This is a genomic window from Paenibacillus sp. 01T431 (genome assembly GCF_056398625.1).
On sequence record NZ_JBFTPT010000002.1, the window covers coordinates 53,425 to 74,901 of the forward strand.

The window sequence follows — 21,477 nt, forward strand, 5'->3', positions numbered from 1 at the left end:
TCCAATGATATGAAAATGACTGTGAACCTTTGAGAAAAAGTCTATCACACTACTGGAATATTAGAAAGAACCGAACGTATCAGTGCCTTTTGGAAGCGTATGCTTTTTTGATCAACTAATGCTGTACAAAAAGTGAGGAGTGTAGTAATATCCAATCGAATGAAGTGCTTGAGAGAGGATCCTTTGCGGCGCAAGGGGTCCTCCGTGCGTATATCATCAACCTAGAGAAGAAGGTAGCTGCCCAAATGGAATCCGAGGCCAAGGAAAGTTCGCGAATCATGAAGTTCGGTATGCCAATGACTGCAAATGTATGGAGAAATGCCCGCATCGATTTAGGTGCATCCTGTCTTTTCAGCTTATTTAATGTCGTCATGAACCAGTTCTATGTAGCATTCGCGATTCAACAAGGAGCAAGCAATTTTCAAGTTGGATTATTGTCAGCAGCACCTGCCGTTGGTTTATTGTTTTCACCATTTTGGGCGTCTTGGATTGAGAAAGCGAACAACCCAAAACCGTTCGTCGTTATTCCTAATGCCATCGGCAGATTACTGCTGCTGTTGCCGGCTTTTTTCGCTTATCCATCCTTGTATGTAGTGGCTGCGCTTGTATTTCAGCTGTTAATGGGCGTGCAGGCTCCTGCGTATGCGGCATTAGTATCGCGTATGTATCCTTCTGATTTGCGCGGAAGACTAATGGGGTATGTACGGGTGGCAATGGGGATTATTATGATTCCGCTTGCTTACTTTGTTGGCAGCTGGTCGGATGCCTTTGGGCCGTCAGGACCACTCATTGCAGCTTCCATTGCGGGTTTTCTCTCTATAAGTCTATTTAATACACTGAAGCTGCCTGTACAGAAGGCTCCTGATAAACCTGCTTCTCTGAAAAAAACGAGCCGATTCCCGCTTCAGGAGCAGTGGAAGCTTATTAAAGAAAATCGAACGTTAGCTGTTTTTTTAGCTGCGACTACACTTACCGGGTTTGGCAATATGTTTGCAAATCCGTTGTATCAAATTATACAGGTAGATGTGCTTCAGCTTTCCAATTTGCAAATTGGTTATGCTCGTGTCGCTTATTTTACAGCGCTGCTGCTTACGTTCTGGATAGCGGGCTGGATGATCGATCGCATCGATATTAAATATACGCTGTTATGCGGCATTGCAGCTTACGCTATAGTGCCGATGTTATATGGACTTTGGGGCAGCTATGCCGCGGTCATAACCGGCAATGCGATACAAGGAATCGGGGAAGCGATTTGGGATATCGGCATATTGGCATTTGTCTTCCGACTGGCGCCTGGCCGGGAAGCAATGGTTTTCGGGCTGCATTTGATGCTTTTTGGCGTTCGAGGAACGATTGGGCCGACTTTAAGCACATCGCTTTCGCATAGTGTATCTCTGTCGCTGCTGCTGGTTATTGCTTCTATATGCGGATGGATCGGTACGTTTCTATTTATATCAGGCAATTGGAAGCGGAATCCGCTTACTCAAAAAGGTTGATTTTCGCTTCAGTTTCCGTTCATCTCATGTTCATAATCGAATGCTAGAATGTTATGAATAGAAGCTATTCATTACATATTCGTAGGAGATGAACGATATGAACAAATGGAAAGTGATGCTTAGCGCTGTCGTTATCGCTGCTGCTTTGGCAGGCTGCGGAGCTCAGGACGAACAGGTTTCATCCGATCAGCAAGTGGATGCTCAGGGCAAAGTACAGCGGAATGGAGCCAGAGCGGGCATGGGGCAGATAGGGGCTCAAGCGGATTTGATGGGTAAAGTGAAATCGGTGGATGGCCAAACGATTACCCTCTACAAATCGGCTATGGGACAAGGCGGTCCGCCGCAAGGGGATGGAACGGGCAATATGCCTGGAGCGGGCGAGGGGCAGCAGCCTCCCGAAGGCGCTGAAATGCCAGCAGAAGGTGAGGCTCCGCAACCACCCGCTGGTGATGGAACGGCTCCTGAGGGCGGCGGCAGGATGAATATGGACGCTATGTTCTTAGAGGAGACGGTGGACATTCAAGTGACAGATACGACCAAAATTATGACAGTCACCTTCGAGAATGAACAAATGGTCGAGAAAGAAATAGCGCTGGCAGACCTAAAAGCCGATGATATTTTGTCTATTATGCTAACTGACGATACGCAGATTGCAGAATCCATTACTGTTCGTACGGGAGGCTTCGGTGGTTTTGGCGGAGGCGCTGGCGGCGGCAGACAGCCAATGCAGCAGGAGCAGCAGACAACAACCCAATAGATATCTCTCTTCGTATCGGCCTGCGGCGGTTCGAATAACACAAATAGCAATGCAGCAACTAATGCACCCTCCAAAAGCGAAGCACCTGCAGCGTTAATGCTAATTTAGTGTTTTCACCAACCTATGCACATTAGAAGTAGGCGATCTCAAAACTAGTCTGCTCGCTGGTTTCTCTAACGAACTGTATTATGCTTATGATGCAGAAAAGGGCTTTTCTTTCATTTTAACGAACCGTAGTAACGTTATATTATGATTTACAGGGTATCATGAGCTGCTTTCTTCGAAATAACGATTCTGAGGTTCATTAGAATGTTAATCCATTAAGAATGCTTTAAATAAGGCTTATTCGGTTCGTAAGCTATAAGTATAATAAGGGGAGGACATCATCGTTCTTCCTAAGTCCCTTCCTATTATTAGGTCAACCAGAGCTTACTGGTTGGCCTTTTTTTGTTGTGTACACATATTCGGTAACTGCAGCTATCCAAAAATATGTCCATATCATCTATAAATGCGGCATATGTTTGCTTTGCCCCTCCGCTTATGATGAAACCACGGAAGACACCACGTCTATCCAATATCATTTTTAGGGGGACAAAAAAATGAGTAAAGCACGCAATAAGTTTTCAATGCTGCTTCTGATGGTCACAATCATTGCGCTAGTTGCAGCTGGCTGCAGCGGCAATAAGGATGGCGGAGAGAAGCCAGCAGACGGCGGTAAAAGCGCCGGCAGCGGCAAAAAGACAGAAATTTTGTTCTGGTCACCATTCTCTGGTTCGGATGGCCCGTTCATGAAAAAAATCGTAGACAAATATAACGGCTCGCAAGATCAATATAAAGTGAATTTCGTTATTCAGCCAAACGGCGAATATTACAAGCAATTGGACGTAGCGCTAAGCACAGGCAAAGAAAGCCCGGACATGATGATTATGCACGTTGACCAAGTACCAACTTACGCTAGCAAAGATCAATTGCAGCCGATCGATGAGATTGCAGCGGGCGCAGGCATCAATAAAGCGGACTTTGCAGATGCTGCAACGACGTATTCGACGCTCGATGGCAAGTGGTTTTCCATTCCTCTTGATATCCATCCGCTTGTGATGTATTACAACAAAGATTTGTTCGATAAAGCGGGCATTTCTGCGGCTCCAACGAACCGTACAGAGTTTGATGATGCGGTTCAGAAGCTGACGGATAAAGAGAAAGGCGTTTATGGTTACGTCGTTCCAACCTTGTGGCCGCAGCAGTTCATTTTCCCAACACTAGTATGGCAAAATGGCGGCGAGCTTTGGAACGGAACAGACGTAGCCTACAACTCTCCGGAAGCGGTTGAAATGGTTCAATGGCTGCGCGGCATGGTGGATAACGGCGTTTCGCCTGGGAATGTTCAACAAGATGGCGAAAACACATTGTTCCTGCAAGGAAAAAATGCGATCCAATTCAACGGCCCGTGGATGAAATCACAATTTGATGAAGCAGGATTAAATTATGGCGTTGCGCCTGTTCCACAAATCGGTAAAGCGAAGCAAGCGGTATTCGCAGGCTCCCATGGCTTCGTTATTCCAAAAAGCGTAACGGATGCAGCCAAAACAGCAGGTATCGGCGATTTCTTGAAATACGTATCCACAAATTCCATGGACTGGGCGGAATCCGGTCAAGCGCTGGCATCGAAACCAATGCTTGAGAGTGATGCGTTTAAAGCGCTAACTTTCCAAAACAATGTAGCATCGGCATTTTCTTATGTACAATTTGCGCCAAATGTATTGAACTGGGGCACGATCTCTGAGCCAATCTGGGGTGAGCTGAACAATGCATTGCTTGGCAAAAAAGATGCACAAAAGGCTCTTGATGATGCGGCAGCCAAATCGAAGCAAGCAATGAAAAAATAAATAATCGTAAGCAGCGAGGAGGATGGGAATAGCAGAGTCCGTTTCCATCTTCTAAAGCTGCGATTGCTTGTGCTAGAAAATATGGAAAGCGTCAGGGGGACTCCGTTTGAAAACGACATTTGCGTCACGATTCACTTCTTTTTTATTCGTACTGCCATACTTAGCAGCATTCAGTATTTTTTTGCTGTTCCCGATTCTGTACGGCGTATATATCAGCCTTCAAAATTTCGAGCTGCTATCAAAGGAACATGAATTTGTTGGACTTGCCAACTACATCAAAATTTTCACGCCAGGCACGTATCTCAACGATATTTTTTTTAGAGGGTTGTGGGTAACCGCTCAGTTTGTCATATTTTCCGTTCCACTCTTAATCATTGTTGGGTTGTCATTAGCGATGCTTGTTAATGCGCTTCCTGCCAAAATTCGCGGTTTGTTTCGTACCTTTTATTTTCTTCCGTACGCGTTGTCAGCTTCCGTTATGGCGGTCATTTGGCTGATGATGTTCGATACGAATGCCGGTTTTCTTAATAGTATGCTTGCGAAGCTTGGCATCAACAGCATACCTTGGCTAACGGATACGCCATGGGCGTGGATCTCACTTATTGTGACGACGCTTTGGTGGACAATTGGGTTCAATATGATTATTTTTATTAATGCACTGAATGAAGTGCCAGAGGATTTCTATGAAGCTGCTTCGATAGATGGGGCAAATGCATGGAATAAATTTACGAAAATAACGCTACCGTCGATTCGTCCGGTTATGCTGTTCATTATGATTACATCGACGATTGCTTCCTTTAATATTTATGCGCAGCCTTATTTATTGACACGGGGCGGACCCGGCGATACGACGAAGGTGCTGCTCATCAATGTGCTGGATCAAGCCTTTTTACGCAAAGAAGTAGGTTCAGCTTCAGCGATGGCGATCGTTATGGCACTGCTCATTATTATTATATCCATCGTACAGTTCAAGCTGACGAGCGGCAGAAAGGGAGAGGTTTAAATGGTAAAGACAAGAAAGTTATGGCTTATCGTGCTTGCCATAATCATTGCGGTATTTTTCCTCCTCCCGCTCGTTTGGATGATTTCAACATCGTTTAAAAATGATTTCGAAGCATTGTCTGGGAAAATGAACTTTTTTCCGATAAAACCAACGATCGATAACTTCGTACAAGGCTTGACCGGTGAATTAATGAACGTACCCATTACGCGCTGGATTGTTAACTCCTTGTCGGTTGGGCTCATAGGCACCATTCTCGTACTCATTATCGATTCTATGGCGGCTTACGCATTGGCGAGATTAAACGATTTGCCGCTTCGCAGAATTATGCTTTCCTTATTTATCGCTTCACTTATGATTCCTGGCGTGCTCACGTTTCTGCCCATGTATTTGGAATTTAATGCCCTCAATTTAATTAATACGTATCCCGCACTGATTTTGCCGGCAACTGCGGGGGCGTTTGGCGTCTTTTTGCTCTATCAGTTTTTCGCTTCCTTTCCAAAGGAAATCGAAGAAGCAGCGCGTATTGACGGAGCGAACAAGTGGCAAATTTATGCTCGCATTTTATTGCCATCCGCCGTTTCTATTATGGTGACATTAGCCATCTTCACTTTTATGGGGATCTATAACGATTTTGTATGGCCGCTTTATGCGACAACATCACCAGAGATGCGCACGATCACGGCGGGCATAGCGATGATGGCAACAGGAAGCTATACCCAAAGCTACGGCAAGCTTATGGCGATGACGACAGTCGCAACGCTGCCAGTCGTTATTGTGTTCATTCTTGGACAGCGTTCCTTTGTGAGAGCTATCACACAATCGGCAGTGAAATAATCAATGATTACGCCGATATGGCAAGGAGAAGAGACCGATAAGGTCTCTTTCTGTCCATGTTGGCGAGTAAGCGGAGGGAATGGCATGAAACTTAATCGTAAGCGTATAACTCTGATCGCATCTATGATTGCGGTAATTATTATTATTTTGGGGGCTTGGATCGTGAATAAAATGAATCATGACACTACGGCTGCTGGAGCTTATAATGGGCATGGTGGAACGTTCAAAAATACGTTAGTATCTATGGACACACCAGATCCGAGCATCATTTACGTCAATGGATTTTATTATATGACGTTTACGCATAACGGAACGGATATTATGATAATGAAATCGCGATCGCTCGACTTCAATCAAGCAGAGCGGAAGGTGGTATGGTACCCGCCTGTAGATACGATGTATTCAGCAAATTTGTGGGCACCGGAAATTCAATATATTCAAGGAAAGTTTTATATCTATTTTGCAGCAGATAACGGTGAAAATGAAAACCATCGCATGTATGCGCTCGAAGCGGAGACCAGCGATCCGATGGGGAGCTATGCGTTTAAAGGTCAAGTGACGGATTCGACAAACAAATGGGCTATTGACGGCATCGCGCTTGAGCATGAGGGGCAGCTGTATTTTGTATGGTCGGGCTGGGAAGGCGATTTAAATGTACAACAAAATACGTACATTGCACCGATGAGCAATCCATACACGATTAGCGGACCGCGAGTATTGCTTAGCGAGCCGGATTTGGAGTGGGAGAGAGCAGGCGGACCTCCGTTCATTAATGAAGGCCAAGCGATTTTGAAAAAAGACGGCCGTGTATGGATTGCTTATTCTGGTGCGGGAAGCTGGACACCGTTCTATAGCATTGGGTTATTGTCACTAGAGCTGGGAGCAGATCCGCTTGATCCGGTGAAATGGACAAAAGCTGAGCAGCCGCTTATGCAAATGGATGGAGACGCTGAGGTTTACGGTCCTGGTCACAATACGTTTGTTGCCTCGCCAGACGGAACCGAGGATTGGATCGTCTATCATGCAACAAGCGGTCAAGGGGACGGCTGGAATAATCGGAAGGCGCGTGCCCAGCGGATTGAATGGCAGAAGGATGGTTTGCCTGTCTTTGGTTCTCCATTATCGCTTGCTACACCAATTGAAGTACCAGCGGGCACAGGATTAATACGCGCAGAGCATGCAGCAGCTGCTGATAAAGATAACTTAGTTTTCAGCGGGATATCCTCGTCACTTGATACGGATGCCCCATTATTAGTCCATTACACAAACGATGCGGAAACAGAGCAGCGTATTCAGATCAATGTGAATGATGCGGTTGGTGCAGAAATTATACTTCCACCTACTAAGCCAAATGAAGTGGGATATGTATATGCTTCAATTGCGCTGAACGAAGGGCAAAACAACCTTTCTTTTATAGGAAACCAGGCAGCTAATCTGATCTCGGCGATTGAAATTCCACGTTTTGAAGCGGAGTACGCGCAGTTCTCATCAGACAGTGAGCTTATTGAAAGCTCGACAAAATCGAATGGCCGTTCTGTTCAATTGGCAGAGGGTGATAAGGACGCGATTCGATTGGATCATGTTAGAGTTCCGATGGATGGGAAATATGCCTTACATTTAAGTATAGCTAATGGGACTGGAAGCAAGCAGATGCTGGAGCTGAAGGTTAATGGCGGACGTGTACAAAAGATAAGCATTCCCGCAAGCGAGTCAGATGCAGTGCAGCAGATAACTGTAAGCGTAAAGCTGAAAATGGATGACAATGCTTTGCAATTTGGAAATGCGACCGGGCCGCTTGAAATCGATTATATCGATGTTGTATCCGATAGAAACTAACTAACAACTCAGGCAACGGAGGCGCTAAACATGAATATAAAAAAAAGGAGCGCGCAGTGGGTCTCCTATACACTAATCGGTCTCCTGGTCATTGCCTTGACAAGCTGCGCCTCCGAGCAAGAAGCAAATCAGAAAAATGAAGAGACGAAGCCTGAGGCTATAAGGCTTGAGTACTGGACGCCGTTTAGCGGCGGCGACAATCAGTTTATGACGGAGATGGTCACACGATTTAATGAAGAGAATCCGACGATAAACGTTGTGCAAGTAAACTCTCGATTGGATGACTATTACACGAGGCTAAAAACGGCGATAATGTCTGGCAATGCGCCGGAGCTTGCGATTTTGCATCAGACAAGTTTGCCGCAGTTCGTTCAGAACGGCTATATCGAGAATCTGACAGAGCCTGCTAAGCAGATCGGGCTGGACTGGTCGGGCTTTAATCGCAATATTCTCGATTCTACGATGTATGACGGAATCCCTTACGCCGTGCCGCTTGATACGCATGCGCTTGTTATGTTTTACAATAAAACCTATTTGCGTAAAGCGGGTCTAATTGATGAGGCGGATAAGCCATTAATAGGGGCAGGAGCTGCGGGATTTGAAGCTTTCCTGCAGAAGCTTAAGTCTTCGATACCAGCCGACATTGCGCCGATGGCTCAACCGAGTACTCGGATTGATTCCGTATGGCTTTGGTGGAGTCTTTATAACCAAATAGACGGCGGGGGCAGCTTCTATAATGAGGATGCAAGCGCTGCCGTATTCAACAATCCGCAAGCGCTGCAAGCGCTAAGCTATATGAATGATTTGTACAAGAAAGAGCTAATTCCGCCAGATATTAACGATGCATTCAAGCTTTTTTATGATGGAAAAGCTGCGGTGCTAATTACAGGGATGTGGGGAACGGGTGCATTTGAGAAAGCAAAAAATTTGGACTTTGGCGTAATTCCAATGCCTGCGCTATTCGACCGCGCTGCGGTATGGGGGGATTCGCACACCATTGCCATACCGACCAAGCATGGGATGACGGATGAGAAGAAGCGAGCGGCGCTTACTTTTGTTAAATGGTGTGTAGAAAACGGTGCGATGTGGGCGGAAGCGGGCCATGTGCCAAGCATGACAAAGGTCGTTGCCAGCGAACCGTTTAACAGCTTGAATTACAGAAGCTCCTATGCAGCCTCCGCAAACTATGTAGCTTATTGGCCGCGCCATGTCCGGCAATGGTCGATCGTTGAAATTTTAATTCAAGAATTTGAAAAAATGAATTATTCGGAGCAAACGCCTGAGGAAACGCTGCAAGCAGCTGTGAAAAGGGTGAACATCGAGCTGAGGAAGTAAGGAGATAGCTATGAAGCGGGTACTCGCGGTGATTGGGTGGTTCAAAAATCAGGAGCTGGCACGAAAGCTCATCCTCATAAACTTTATACTCATCGTGCTTCCACTCAGCGTTATGGGGTATTTCGCCTTCACTCGGTTTGCTTCGACGCTTGAGCAGAAGGTCGGCGACTATCAACTGCAGACCATGAAGCAGCTGACGCTAAATCTGGATACTTATATGGCAGAATTAGATCGTTTGACGCTTATGCCCTATCAATATGAGCAAATTACAGCTTTTCTTGAGAGCAAGCGTGAGCAGGGTCAGGCTTTATCACTGGAAGAGATTAAGCAATTAAACAGCTTTGTCTCCCAAGTATTTCTGAACGGCCGCATTGATATTGTAGGCGTCTCGTTATTTGGGGAAAGCGGTGCATCCTATGTTGTACTGCCGGAAAGCCAATATGTTACGACGTATCGACTAGATGAGAATGCGCAATGGCTCCAAAACGAGAAGGGCGGCAATGGACAATCCATTTTTATTACAACCCACAATATTCAGTCTACCAGCGGTACGGTATACCCCGTGTTCTCTATTGCAAGGGAGCTGCGCAGCTTTGATAGCGGGAAAAAGCTTGGATATATCGTTATTGATGTAGATCCAACGGTCATTCATAAGATGATATCGCAGGTTACGCTCGGAACGAAGGAAGCTTTATATATTATGGATCAAGACGGTGGAGTCGTTGTCGGTAAAAATCGAACGATGCCGCAAGAGGCTTTGGGAGGCCTTTATAAGGATAAAGCGCCGGAAGGGGTTACACATGCTGCACTTAACGGAGAGCGGCAGCTCGTTTCTTACGTGACGTCATCGATCACCAATTGGACGACAGTTGGAATCGTTCCGGTGTCGGAGCTGATGAAGGACAGTTTAATTATGCGGAATTCGATTATTCTGTTTGGTGTCATCTGTATGGGTCTTGCTATGCTTATGTCGGTATTCCTTGCGTTTCGAATAACAGAGCCGCTGCGAGGTTTAATTAGGCTCATGCGCAAGGTGGAACGCGGCGATCTTCTCGTATCCTTTCCCGTCAAGCAATGGGATGAAGTTGGCCATTTGGGCAAAGCGTTCAATACGATGGTATCCAAGCTAAGCGAGCTTGGTTACTTGCTTTATGAGACAGAGATTCGCGAGAAGGATGCGCAGATTGCGGCTTTGCAAAGCAAAATCAATCCGCATTTTTTGTATAATACGCTTGGATCGATCAGTATGTATGCAGAAGTCGACGGCAATCAAGAGGTTGTCAAAATGACGAATAATTTAAGCAGGCTGCTGCGTTACAGCTTGAGCAGCCAGAAAGAACATGTGAACCTTGAGGATGAGCTCGGACATGTCTTGGGTTACATGACGATTCAAAAAATGCGCTATGAGGATCGGATCGATTTTCGATTAGACCGAGACGAAGCTTCTTTGACCTGTACTGTCATTCCCTTAATTATTCAACCGATTGTCGAGAACGCCATTAACCACGGCATCGATCAAGGTGTGGGCAACGGGCGAATTACATTAACCTGCAAAATTGAAGAAAACGTGCTGCGTATTGTCATTGAAGACGATGGCATTGGAATGACGGAGGAGCAGCTCGTGGATATTCGCCGTCGGCTGCAGCATTCGAAGGATTTAGGAGGCAGCTCCGGCAATGGATTATTAAATGTCCATCGCAGAATTGTTCTTCATTATGGTGAATCGTATGGTTTAATGCTGGAGAGCATGCCATATCAAGGCTTGAAAGTAACGATGACTTTTCCTGCTGTATTTGAGAAGCCTGATCAAATGAAAGGGGATACTCATGCCTAGAATCGTTATTGTAGATGATGAATCGATATTTCGAAAAGGCTTGCGCAAAATGATAATAGAACTCGACCCGGAATGGGAGGTCGTTGGTGAAGCGCGGGATGGTTATGAAGCATTGCAGCTGGTGGAGGAGCTTGAGCCAGAAGCTATTCTGACGGATATTCGGATGCCTCGCATGGATGGCATTCAATTGCAGCAGATGATGAAGGAGCGTTTTCCGCATGTGTTATGCGTCGTTATCAGCGGGTTTGATGATTTTGTCTATATTCAGCAATCGATGAGGCAAGGCGCGAAGGATTATATGATGAAGCCGATTGAGCGCGAAGAGCTGGATAAGGTGCTTCAAATGCTTAAAGAGAAAGTGCAGCTTAGCCAAGCGATTCCCGTCAGCAACCCCTATCGTGATGAGCACCGGATTAGGCAGCATGTCAGTGAACATCTGTTAACCGGCCTTCTGAAGGGCAGCGTGAATGAAGCGGATTTGGAGCTGCTTCGGACCATTGGGATTGACTTTCATCAACCTTTCTTCACCTGCATGGTTGTGAAATTAGACAAAAATTCAATCGGCAGTGAGCGGTATAATCAAGCTGATCCTTCTTTGTTTCAATTGTATATTCAACAGCTCGTGCAAGAAGTGCTGAGCAGGAGAACAAATGGCTTTTGCTTCATCATGTCGGAGACAGAAGTAGCGGCGCTGCTAAATATTGAGGACAGTGACCAAGCGATGGCTGCCGTGCGGGAAATTGGCGAGACGATTCGCAGACAAATTACAAGCTTATCGAATATGACGGTCACGATTGGCATAGGCCAGGTGGCAAAAGGCTTTAAATCGATATCCGATGCATACAACGAAGCGGAAATTGCTTTGCTTCACAGGCTCATCGTTGGCGGAGATAAAGTGTTAGTCTACAGTGATTTAGGCACGGATGATCGTTTCAAAGGCGAGCTGAAAACATGGTCGTGGGAGAAGCTGGATCTGGCCATGAATGAGGGGAAGCTGGAACAGGTCGCAGCGGCAGCCCATGCTTTCGTTAGTGAGCTTTGCCATGATGCCAAAACGCCGGAAACCGTGCATCAGCAGCTATGCAAGCTGCTCATTCATTATTATGAAGCAGCAGGGCGGCTGCGGCTAACGAAGCAGTGGCTGGGCATGAAGGATATGAAAACCGTTCTATTTGATATTTGCTCGATCTCTTCTAGAGAAGAGCTTATGGATGCATGCTCACAGCTGCTCGTTCGTTTAGCCGTATGTATCGCTGAGAGTACGGCGCAGCCTGAGCATGATCCAATCGAAAAATCGATTCGATATATTGAGCAGCATTATTCCAAGGCGCTGACGCTTAAAGAGGTAGCTGATTCCGTCTATTTAAATGCAGCATATTTCAGCACCTTGTTCAAGAAACAAACCGGGAAATCCTTCGTTGAGCGGCTTACTGAGATTCGAATCTTTGAAGCGAAGCGGCAAATGGTTCAAACCGATAATAAAATTGCGACGATAGCTGAACATACGGGCTTCACGAATATCCGCCATTTTAACCGTGTGTTTCGCAATGAAACCGGTATGTCGCCAAAGGAATACCGTGAAGATATCCATATCAAACCGAATGTTATGCAGAACTAGCTACAAGCTGCTAGTATGCGACGTAAACTTGAATGTCCTGATCATAATTTCCGAATTGTTTGCCGAACATACTTAACCCTCCGCTGTGGGTTGCAGTCTCCGGCGCACATATACGGAATCTGATGTCGTCGCCAAAGCCAACATCAAGATCCGTTATCGTCCGATCAGACATCCGAATGCCATCGATGAAGGAGCCTCCTGAGTCGATGGTTATTTGTTTCAGCAAGCCATGCTGAGTCCCCAAATCCCACCAGCTAGGCGTATACACACCCTTTACTGCACCGAAGTCTCCTGGACAAGTCCATACGCCGAGCAAGATGTCATTAATATAAAAGGAAAGATCGGAAGGCCAGTTCTCGTTGTAGTGCGGTGCTTCCGAGCATATTTCAAGCGATATGGAAATGCTTTTTGCCGATTGTTTTCCTACTAAATAATTAGGAATGCGATATTCAATATAGCCGCTTCCGAACCACAGGTGGCATGCCTTCACATGTTCAGGATCGGAGAAGTAGCGCGGGTCATCCACCATGCCGATAATTTTGGTGTCCGATGTCAGTCCGCAAGTAGGCTTTACTTCATAAGAGGAATATTGACCAATTGGAATGGATACGGCATACCTATTTTGAATGGTTTGCTCCTTCACACGAAATTGCAGCGTAGCAGAATCGAGTGTGAGATGGCACACCTTCTGGCGGCCTCTCGTGCTGGGCACACTTTCTGTCGTAATAATGGATGCTTCTTCTAGCTTCTGAATATGTTTAGTCACAATGGCTGACGAAATGCCTAGCGCTTCAGCTATTTCTTTAATGTTCATTGGTTTAATATTTAATAATTCAATGATCTTCACTCTTGTGTCCGATGCAAAGCATTCAAGAAATTTGATATTGCGGCTGTTAACCTCTATGTTCATCGATTGATCCTCATTCCGTTATGTTTGCTAACATTATATAATTCGAAAGTTAATTACACAACTCAAATGTTTACTAATTAAAGCGTTTGAACGTTGTAAATAAAAGAAGAGGGTGTCCTGATGGCCTGTATAGACCAAAAGGATCACCCTCTTCGTATTTCGGTATATGGGAAGTCTAGATTAATATAGGGAAATGGTTAGAGTGTCACGTTCGAAATAAGAATGAAGCGTTGCCTCACTGCCTACAATTTCTACGCTAATTAGCGATTTGATACATGTTTTAAGTGCGTTTTTGCCTGTTGTCAGTTTACGATTAAGTACTGCGGTCAATTTCTCAATGGCTTGCTTATTTGTATCTGTTAAATAGACAGGTATCGTTTTATTTTGGAACATCAGCATCGTTTTCATAGTATGGACCTCCATCCCGCGAAGGATTTTTTTTTATAGTGTAACGTACAATTATTAAATAATTCTTAAAATTCGGTGAGTATTTGGTTACAAAGCTGTAACTTTTGAGTAAATGACCAAATCATACACGTTTTTTCTTATTATGGACGACGATCCGACGATTCAAGCTGTTTTTTGCGAAACTGGGAAGGCGTGCATTTCATCATTTTGCGAAAAACTTTGACGAAATAACTAATATGATCGAATCCGACATCAAGCGCTACAGCTGCTATTTTGAGCTCTGGCTTCAGAAGCAGCTCCGTTGCTTGTCTAATTCGATAAGCATTCAAATACTCAATTGGGGTTTGTCTGGTCATCGTCTTGAAGAAGCGGCAAAACTGACCTTCGCTCATCGGAATTTGATCAGCAATTTCTGCGATCCGTATAGGGCGCTGGAAATGATTTTGCATATAAACAATAGCGGTCTTTAGTCTGTCAATTTTTGTAGAGTCGGCATTGCTTGTTTCACTTCTGTTGCAAAATTTGCTTTGCGCGGCAATTTCATGAAGCATTAAATAAAAGTGACCCTTCACCGCGGTCTCATGACCAGGCTTCTGACTTTGACATACGTTCATAATGCATTGCAAATGCTGAAGCAGCGCGATTTCCCATTCTGTTTTTGGCTGAATATGTCTAGGAAACGTCTTTTTCTTGTCTTGAAGCGGTGAAATAAATCGTTCCTGTACGGCATCATAGCTGGCACTGGCGAGCAAATGAGTGTCGAACACGATGGCGCAAAAAGAACAGGCAGTATCACCTTGTGCATGACCAGCATGAATGTCGCCACCGTCTATAAAAACAGCTTCGCCTGCTTTTACAATGAAATAATCGGTATCAACCTGGAACAGCACTTCACCTTCAAGCACATAAAAAAACTCTGCTTCAGCATGCCAATGACAATCCAGAACGGGGACGCCAGCCTCTTCATGTTCAATCCAGTAGGCGGCAAGCGGGAACATATTATCGCCATGCAGCCGGTCTTCTTTTAAGGCGTGCCTAGTTGTTTGATCCATTTTGAGAGGCCTCCTGTGCTTGATGCGAGTTTGTTGCCATTCCATAGAGGCATATCGTCAAAATAGTGCTATAGATGAGCAGTATTCTGTTAGAATTATTCGATTAATTATCAGTATAATGCAAATATATAGGATTGCAAATAAAACTAAACAGGAAGGTTGGTTCAGTCGATGAAATTTACAGACGGCAACTGGCTCATTCGTGATGAATACAAAGTATTAGGGGCTGTACAAGTCCATGATTTCGAGCAAAAGGATGGCAAATTAACTGCATATGCTTCGCCACAACCTATCTATAATCGCTCTAATATGCTGGATACGATGTTGTTAACGGTTCATTTTCATTCTCCGCTGCCAGGCATTATTGGTGTTAAGCTTGTGCATCATGCAGGTGTTCGGGAGCGTGGCCCAGTGTTCGAGCTGTCCTCGCAAACTGGCGATCATGTTGTAATCGAAGAAAACGATGAGCGGGCTGTTCTAACAAGCGGCAGCCTCAGCGTTCATATCCGTAAAGGAGACGTATGGGCGGTGGATTTCTATCGCGCGGGTGAGCGGATTACGGGAAGTACGCAAAAATCGATGGCCTACATTAAAGAAGACAACGGCAATACGTTTATGCGCGAAGAATTGGATGTTGGTGTTGGCGAGTGGGTATATGGCCTTGGCGAGCGCTTCACGCCTTTCGTAAGAAACGGACAAGTAGTCGATCTCTGGAACAAAGACGGGGGCACAAGCTCGGAGCAATCGTACAAAAATATTCCTTTCTACATGACCAATAAGGGATATGGTGTATTCGTCAATCATCCAGAGCTGGTATCATTCGAGATCGCTTCGGAAAAAGTGAAAAAAGTGCAATTCAGTGTGTCAGGAGAATCACTCGAATATTTCATTATCGATGGTCCGAGCATGAAGGATGTTCTTCATAAATATACAGATTTGACTGGCAAGCCAGCGCTGCCGCCGGCATGGACATTTGGATTATGGCTTACCACTTCATTTACGACTAACTATGATGAAGCAACAGTTAATTCATTCGTCGATGGCATGGCAGAACGTGATCTTCCATTGCATGTGTTCCACTTCGACTGTTTCTGGATGCGTGAGTTTCATTGGACGGATTTCAAATGGGATGAGCGGGTATTCCCAGACCCTGTCGGGATGCTGTCGCGCCTCAAAGAAAAAGGGCTTAAAATTTGCGTGTGGATCAATCCTTACATTGCTCAGCGCTCGCGCTTGTTCGAGGAAGGCAAACAAAATGGCTATTTGGTGAAAAAGCCAAACGGCGATGTATGGCAATGGGATTTGTGGCAGCCAGGCATGGCGCTCGTTGATTTCACTAACCCAGCAGCATGCGAGTGGTACGCAAGTTATCTGCGTGAGCTTGTCGATATGGGTGTGGACAGCTTCAAAACTGACTTCGGTGAGCGTATTCCGACCGATGTCGCTTATTTTGACGGCTCCGATCCGATGAAAATGCACAATTACTATACTCAGCTTTATAACAAAGTCGTATTTGAAGTGCTTGAAGAGAAGCTTGGCCGAAACGAAGCCGCTTTGTTTGCCCGTTCAGCTACGGCAGGCGGCCAGAAATTCCCCGTACATTGGGGCGGCGACTGTTATGCGGATTATGAGTCCATGGCAGAGAGCTTGCGCGGCGGCTTGTCGCTTGGGATGTCGGGCTTTGGCTTCTGGAGCCACGATATTGGCGGATTTGAGAATACTGCGCCAGAGCATGTATTCAAGCGTTGGTTAGCTTTTGGTTTACTGTCTAGCCATAGCCGCCTGCATGGAAGCAAATCGTATAGAGTGCCTTGGGCATACGATACGGAAGCGGTAGATGTTACTCGTTTCTTCACGAAGCTGAAATGCAGGATCATGCCTTACTTATTTAATACAGCTGTTCAAGCAACTGAGCTGGGCTTGCCTTCGATGCGTGCCATGGTGCTTGAGTTCCCAGAAGATCCGACCAGCGAAATGCTGGACCGCCAATACATGCTGGGCGACTCTATACTGGTAGCTCCTATTTTCAACGAGCAGGGCCATGTAACTTATTATTTGCCAGCTGGAAAATGGACTCATCTGTTATCTGGAGAAATTGTAGAAGGCGGCTCATGGCGCAAAGAGAAATATGACTTCTTTAGCCTTCCACTATTCGTTCGTCCTAATTCCATTATTGCGCTTGGAGCGAATGAGGTTAAACCAGATTATGATTATGCGGATGGCGTACAGTTTGAGCTTCATAATCTGGAAGACGGAAAAACAGCTGCAACGGCTGTGCGCAATACCAAAGGCGATACAGAATTGACGATCTCGGCAACACGCCAAGGCGAAGCGATCACTGTTCAATTAGAGGGCAGCGGCAAATCATTCTCGTTGGCACTGAAGGGGCTAGGTCCAATTCGTTCAGTCGAAGGGGTAAAAGCTGATGTGAAGGATACAGTTCTGCACATTGCTGCAGGCTCCAAGCAGCTGGCGTTTACTATTCATATCTAAACAATTAAGAGGCAGCTTCGTCCCAGCCGTATGCAGGCTAGGCCGAAGCTGCCCCTTTTATAGGGCCATTGTACGAGCTTTGACCAAAATCGCATAAGAAAAGACTAATAATACAACTGGTTTTCGCATAGGACTGTCGATATAATAAAGATCAGAAAACAAAATCAAATACATCAAATAATAAATATAAGGGAGTGCAGCTCACATGTCACGAATGAATATTGGTTTGCAATTGTACACGTTAAGAGACGCTACCGCACAAGATTTTGAAGGCACGCTTCGCAAGGTTGCAGCAATGGGTTATGAGGGCGTAGAATTTGCAGGATACGGTGATATCAAAGCTGAAGACATGCGCGATCTGCTACAAGAATTGAATTTGAAAGCAATCGGCAGCCACGTCGGCTTGCATCTGCTTGAAGGCAATCTTGATGAGGAAATTGCTTATCTTCAAACCATTGGAGCTAAATATGCTATTTGTCCTTGGTTGCCGGTAGATGCTCGTGATACAGAAGCATGGCGTGGACATCTCGTGAAATTTGAAGAGTATGGTAAGCGTTTCCGTGAAGCAGGCATTTCTTTTGCTTACCACAACCATGAATTTGAATTTGAAGTTGAAATCGACGGCCAAATCGTATTTGACGCTTTGTATGAGCGGATTGATCCGCAATATCTACAAGTTGAAATGGATATCGGCTGGGTACAATACTCCGGTGTAGATCCGCTTGCTTACATTGCAAAATACGCAGGACGTCTGCCACTTCTTCATTTGAAGGACTTCCGCGCTGGTGAGAATGGTCAACAAATCGATACAGTAGAGCTTGGCCGTGGCGATTTGCCGCTTCTTCCTATTATTGATGCTGCCTCGAAAGCATCTGTAGAATGGATTATTGTTGAGCAGGACACTTGTGCGAATCCTCCGATTGAAGCTGTTGCTGAAAGCATGGAATGGTTGAAAACTAATTTTTTGAACAAATAATAATCTAATTGATAATAGATAGGGGAAAATATTCATGTCTAAAGTACGTGTAGCAGTTATAGGTTGCGGATCGATTTCGAAATACCGTCATATCCCGGAATATGCAGCTCATGAGAATGTTGAGCTTGTTGCATTCGTAGATCCAATTATCGAGCGCGCAGAACACTATGCAAATTTGCATGGCGGGAAAGCGTTTGCTGATTTCGAAACGATGCTTGCAGAAATCAAACCTGATGCAGTAAGCGTATGTACGCCAAATGCATTGCATGCTTCAATGTCAATTACTGCAGCTAATGCGGGCGCTCATGTTCTTGTTGAGAAACCAATGGCTGTAACCGATGAAGAAGCGGAAGCGATGATTGAAGCAGCTAAGAAAAACGGCGTTCACTTGATGGTTGGTCATAACCAACGCTTCATGCCGCCGCATGTTAAAGCGAAGCAAGTATTGCAGTCCGGCATTCTAGGCAAAGTACTTACATTCCGCACATCGTTTGGTCACCCTGGTCCAGATGGCTGGAGCATCGATGGCGCAGAAAGCTGGTTCTTCCGTAAGCCAGAAGCTATTATGGGCGCAATGGGCGATCTTGGCGTTCATAAATCCGATCTTATTCGCTGGATGCTTGACGACGAAGTTTCAGAAGTAGCTGGATTTGTTGGCACGCTTGATAAGGATACCGATGTTGATGATAACGCATCATGCTTGCTTCGTATGAAGAGCGGTGCAATCGGCACGCTTGTAGCAAGCTGGACTTACTATAAGGGTGAGGACAACAGCACTATTTTGTGGTGCGAGAACGGCGTTATGAAAATCGGTACGCATCCTGACGATCAAGTAATCGTGGAGCTGCGCAACGGCACAGTTGAGAAGCATAAGGTAGGCGCAATCTCGACTAACGATAAGCAAGAGACAAGCGGCGTAGTCAATGCTTTCTTGGAAAGCATTCTTACGAACACAACACCTGCTGTAAGCGGTGAAGATGGCCGTGCTTCTTTGAAAGTTATCTTGTGTGCATTTGAGTCACAAGCAACAGGCAAATTCATTAGCGTAAACTAATTAATGTACAGGAATGCCTTCAACCGACGTGCGCAAGCCGTGAGGTTGGAGGTATTCTTTTTTGCACACTATCTTGCATTGTAGAATAGCATGTGGTAAAATTATACAAAAGACGGAATTGCTGTACAGTGCTATACTGTATTGATTAATAGTAAGTTATGCTTAGTATCTTTCCACATACAGTACCGAAGAATTAGAACTTCAATGATGGAGGACACGAAATGAACATTCAATTTAAAAAGGGCGTGCTTGAAATATGCGTTCTTGTGCTTGCGACAAGGGGAGATCGATACGGCTATGAGCTGGCTGTTAAAATTTCCGAAAAGTTTGAAGTTGCAGTCGGAAGCGTCTATCCATTACTAAGCAGATTGACACAGGACGGCTATTTCTCAACCTATTTGAAGGAATCAACTGAAGGCCCGCCTCGGAAATATTATCAATTAACAGCAGAGGGCTGGAGTCATATGCGCAAATTAATTGCAGAATGGGAAAGTTTCACGCAATCCGTAAATGAAATTGTAGAGGAAGGTTTAAGACCATGACGACAAGAGATCGATATATGTTGGAGCTTGAGAGCATGCTCAAAGTCATTCCAGAGCCGCAGCGGAAGGAATGGCTGTATGATTATTATCTTCATTTTCAGCAAGCGGTAGAGAATGGTCAAACCGAGGAGCAAGCAGCTAGCGAGCTGGGAGATCCAAGAATGATTGCGAACGAGATGCTGCTTGGATACCGAGTTAATCAGGCAGAGACGAACAAGGGCTTCGGTAAGCTCTCTAAGGCTGTATTTGCAACAGCAAGCCTTGGTTTATTCAATGTTATATTCGTTCTAGGCCCCTATCTGGCTCTGGCGTCGGTCATTGTTGCTTTATGGGCGTCAGCTCTGGGAATAGGCGTAGGCGGTATCGGAATCATGGTAGAGAGCTTATGGAATGGCACATTTACTATGCCACAGGCATTGACGATAGGCTTGATTACAAGCTCAATTACGATTTTACTCATCATCGGCTTAAAGGCACTTACAACTTCCTTCTATAAGATGACCTTAAAATATTTGAAATTCAACACAAGAATTGTAAAGGGGAATAACAAATGAAAAAACTAGCTGCATTCGCTTTAATTTTGCTTGGTATAGGAGTACTTTGCGCGTTTTTTGTATTCGATAAAGATGAACTTGTAACGAAATTTCAGGGCGAACCTTTTTTGCAGGAAAAAACGATTGATGCATCGTCCATTCGCTCGATCCATGCGGAGACGGATACGTTTAATATCACTTTCGTTCCCGGCACAGCAGATGATATTAAAGTGAGACTTGAAGGAGATGTAAGTGAAAAACTTGCTGGAGACGTCATCCTAACGGCAGCTCCTAAAGGGGATACGCTTAATATTGAGGCAAATACGAAGGATCGTTTTACATTCGGTATTTCTATCGTTAACTTGAAGCTGACGATTGAGGTGCCTGCTAAGCTATGGACCTCAGTTGATATCGAAACAGATACAGGAAACATTGTAGTGAATCAGATGGAAGCTGACAAAATGAAATTAAAATCAGAAACCGGCAATATAAAATTAACGAATTACACGGCTCAGGAGCTTGAATTAAAAACAGATACTGGAAACATTACTATTGCGGACGGAAAAGGCATTCTAAAAGCAGAATCTGAGACGGGAAATGTACGAGTTGAAACAGACGAATTGCGCAGCGATCTTTCAATTAAGACGGATACCGGGAATATTATCGTTAATGCAGATAAGCAGCCAGCTTCGGCTTCTATTCGTATCAAGAAGGATACCGGAAACAGCAAGGTGGATTGGGATGGTTTCTCAGTTAACAAGGAAACAGAAAATAATATTGAAGGTGTAATCGGCAGCGGTGATATCAAAATAAGCATGGAGTCGGAGACGGGCAACATCAAACTCGGCACTCGATAAGCAAAAATAGATTTATCAAAACAAGAAGCAAGTCGTGGAATATATCCATGGCT

At 45.1% G+C, this 21,477-nt stretch carries 18 protein-coding genes; 15 read left to right on the forward strand and 3 right to left on the reverse strand.

From position 1 onward, the window contains the following. Window positions 1-164 precede the first annotated feature (164 nt). The 9 genes from AC1DM9_RS02840 (at window position 165) to AC1DM9_RS02880 (ending at window position 12,599) form a co-directional block, all read left to right on the forward strand. On the forward strand, window positions 165-1,496 hold the full coding sequence (locus AC1DM9_RS02840; protein ID WP_477578442.1) for an MFS transporter: 1,332 nt from the start codon (window positions 165-167) through the stop codon (window positions 1,494-1,496). A 97-nt stretch (window positions 1,497-1,593) separates the two neighbouring features. Next, window positions 1,594-2,253, forward strand: a complete 660-nt coding sequence (locus AC1DM9_RS02845) for a hypothetical protein (protein WP_477578444.1) — start codon at window positions 1,594-1,596, stop codon at window positions 2,251-2,253. Window positions 2,254-2,852: 599 nt separating this feature from the next. Next, entirely contained in the window at window positions 2,853-4,139 is a 1,287-nt protein-coding gene (locus AC1DM9_RS02850) for an ABC transporter substrate-binding protein (protein ID WP_477578446.1), read from the forward strand. Between the two features lie 106 nt (window positions 4,140-4,245). Then, complete coding sequence (locus tag AC1DM9_RS02855; RefSeq protein ID WP_441876529.1) at window positions 4,246-5,142, forward strand: carbohydrate ABC transporter permease; 897 nt, start codon at window positions 4,246-4,248, stop codon at window positions 5,140-5,142. Beyond that, window positions 5,143-5,976 carry a carbohydrate ABC transporter permease gene (locus AC1DM9_RS02860; protein WP_477509063.1) on the forward strand — a complete coding sequence of 278 codons (834 nt, stop codon included), beginning with the start codon at window positions 5,143-5,145 and terminating at the stop codon, window positions 5,974-5,976. A gap of 84 nt (window positions 5,977-6,060) precedes the next feature. Next, on the forward strand, window positions 6,061-7,812 hold the full coding sequence (locus AC1DM9_RS02865; RefSeq protein WP_477578449.1) for a family 43 glycosylhydrolase: 1,752 nt from the start codon (window positions 6,061-6,063) through the stop codon (window positions 7,810-7,812). A gap of 30 nt (window positions 7,813-7,842) precedes the next feature. Beyond that, a complete protein-coding gene (locus tag AC1DM9_RS02870) occupies window positions 7,843-9,147 on the forward strand; it encodes an ABC transporter substrate-binding protein (RefSeq protein WP_477578451.1) in 1,305 nt (434 codons plus the stop codon). A 10-nt stretch (window positions 9,148-9,157) separates the two neighbouring features. Then, a complete protein-coding gene (locus AC1DM9_RS02875; protein ID WP_477578453.1) occupies window positions 9,158-10,981 on the forward strand; it encodes a cache domain-containing sensor histidine kinase in 1,824 nt (607 codons plus the stop codon). Next, window positions 10,974-12,599, forward strand: coding sequence for a response regulator (locus AC1DM9_RS02880; protein ID WP_477578455.1), 1,626 nt, complete (start codon window positions 10,974-10,976; stop codon window positions 12,597-12,599). The genes AC1DM9_RS02875 and AC1DM9_RS02880 overlap by 8 nt, the downstream gene beginning before the upstream one ends. Before the next feature lie 10 nt (window positions 12,600-12,609). On the opposite strand, the gene AC1DM9_RS02885 is transcribed toward AC1DM9_RS02880, so the two are convergent. The 3 genes from AC1DM9_RS02885 to AC1DM9_RS02895 form a co-directional block, all read right to left on the reverse strand. After that, window positions 12,610-13,509, reverse strand: coding sequence for an ArsR/SmtB family transcription factor (locus AC1DM9_RS02885; RefSeq protein WP_339204507.1), 900 nt, complete (start codon window positions 13,507-13,509; stop codon window positions 12,610-12,612). Between the two features lie 180 nt (window positions 13,510-13,689). Further along, entirely contained in the window at window positions 13,690-13,917 is a 228-nt protein-coding gene (locus AC1DM9_RS02890; protein WP_053372108.1) for a hypothetical protein, read from the reverse strand. Window positions 13,918-14,057: 140 nt separating this feature from the next. After that, window positions 14,058-14,969: an AraC family transcriptional regulator gene (locus tag AC1DM9_RS02895; protein ID WP_076267480.1), complete on the reverse strand. Its 912-nt coding sequence runs from the start codon at window positions 14,967-14,969 to the stop codon at window positions 14,058-14,060. Between the two features lie 171 nt (window positions 14,970-15,140). On the opposite strand from AC1DM9_RS02895, the gene yicI reads away from it, so the two are divergent. The 6 genes from yicI (at window position 15,141) to AC1DM9_RS02925 (ending at window position 21,424) form a co-directional block, all read left to right on the forward strand. After that, complete coding sequence (gene yicI / locus AC1DM9_RS02900) at window positions 15,141-17,462, forward strand: alpha-xylosidase (protein ID WP_477578458.1); 2,322 nt, start codon at window positions 15,141-15,143, stop codon at window positions 17,460-17,462. 205 nt (window positions 17,463-17,667) lie between these two features. Next, window positions 17,668-18,438: a sugar phosphate isomerase/epimerase family protein gene (locus AC1DM9_RS02905; RefSeq protein WP_477578460.1), complete on the forward strand. Its 771-nt coding sequence runs from the start codon at window positions 17,668-17,670 to the stop codon at window positions 18,436-18,438. A 34-nt stretch (window positions 18,439-18,472) separates the two neighbouring features. Beyond that, the gene (locus tag AC1DM9_RS02910; RefSeq protein ID WP_076267483.1) at window positions 18,473-19,492 is read left to right on the forward strand and encodes a Gfo/Idh/MocA family protein; all 1,020 of its coding nucleotides are present in this window, start codon (window positions 18,473-18,475) and stop codon (window positions 19,490-19,492) included. A gap of 221 nt (window positions 19,493-19,713) precedes the next feature. Next, on the forward strand, window positions 19,714-20,034 hold the full coding sequence (locus tag AC1DM9_RS02915) for a PadR family transcriptional regulator (protein ID WP_076267484.1): 321 nt from the start codon (window positions 19,714-19,716) through the stop codon (window positions 20,032-20,034). Further along, window positions 20,031-20,588, forward strand: a complete 558-nt coding sequence (locus AC1DM9_RS02920; RefSeq protein ID WP_441876559.1) for an HAAS signaling domain-containing protein — start codon at window positions 20,031-20,033, stop codon at window positions 20,586-20,588. Before AC1DM9_RS02915 ends, AC1DM9_RS02920 begins: the two co-directional genes overlap by 4 nt. Beyond that, entirely contained in the window at window positions 20,585-21,424 is an 840-nt protein-coding gene (locus AC1DM9_RS02925; RefSeq protein ID WP_477578463.1) for a DUF4097 family beta strand repeat-containing protein, read from the forward strand. Before AC1DM9_RS02920 ends, AC1DM9_RS02925 begins: the two co-directional genes overlap by 4 nt. The last annotated feature ends 53 nt before the right edge of the window (window positions 21,425-21,477 follow it).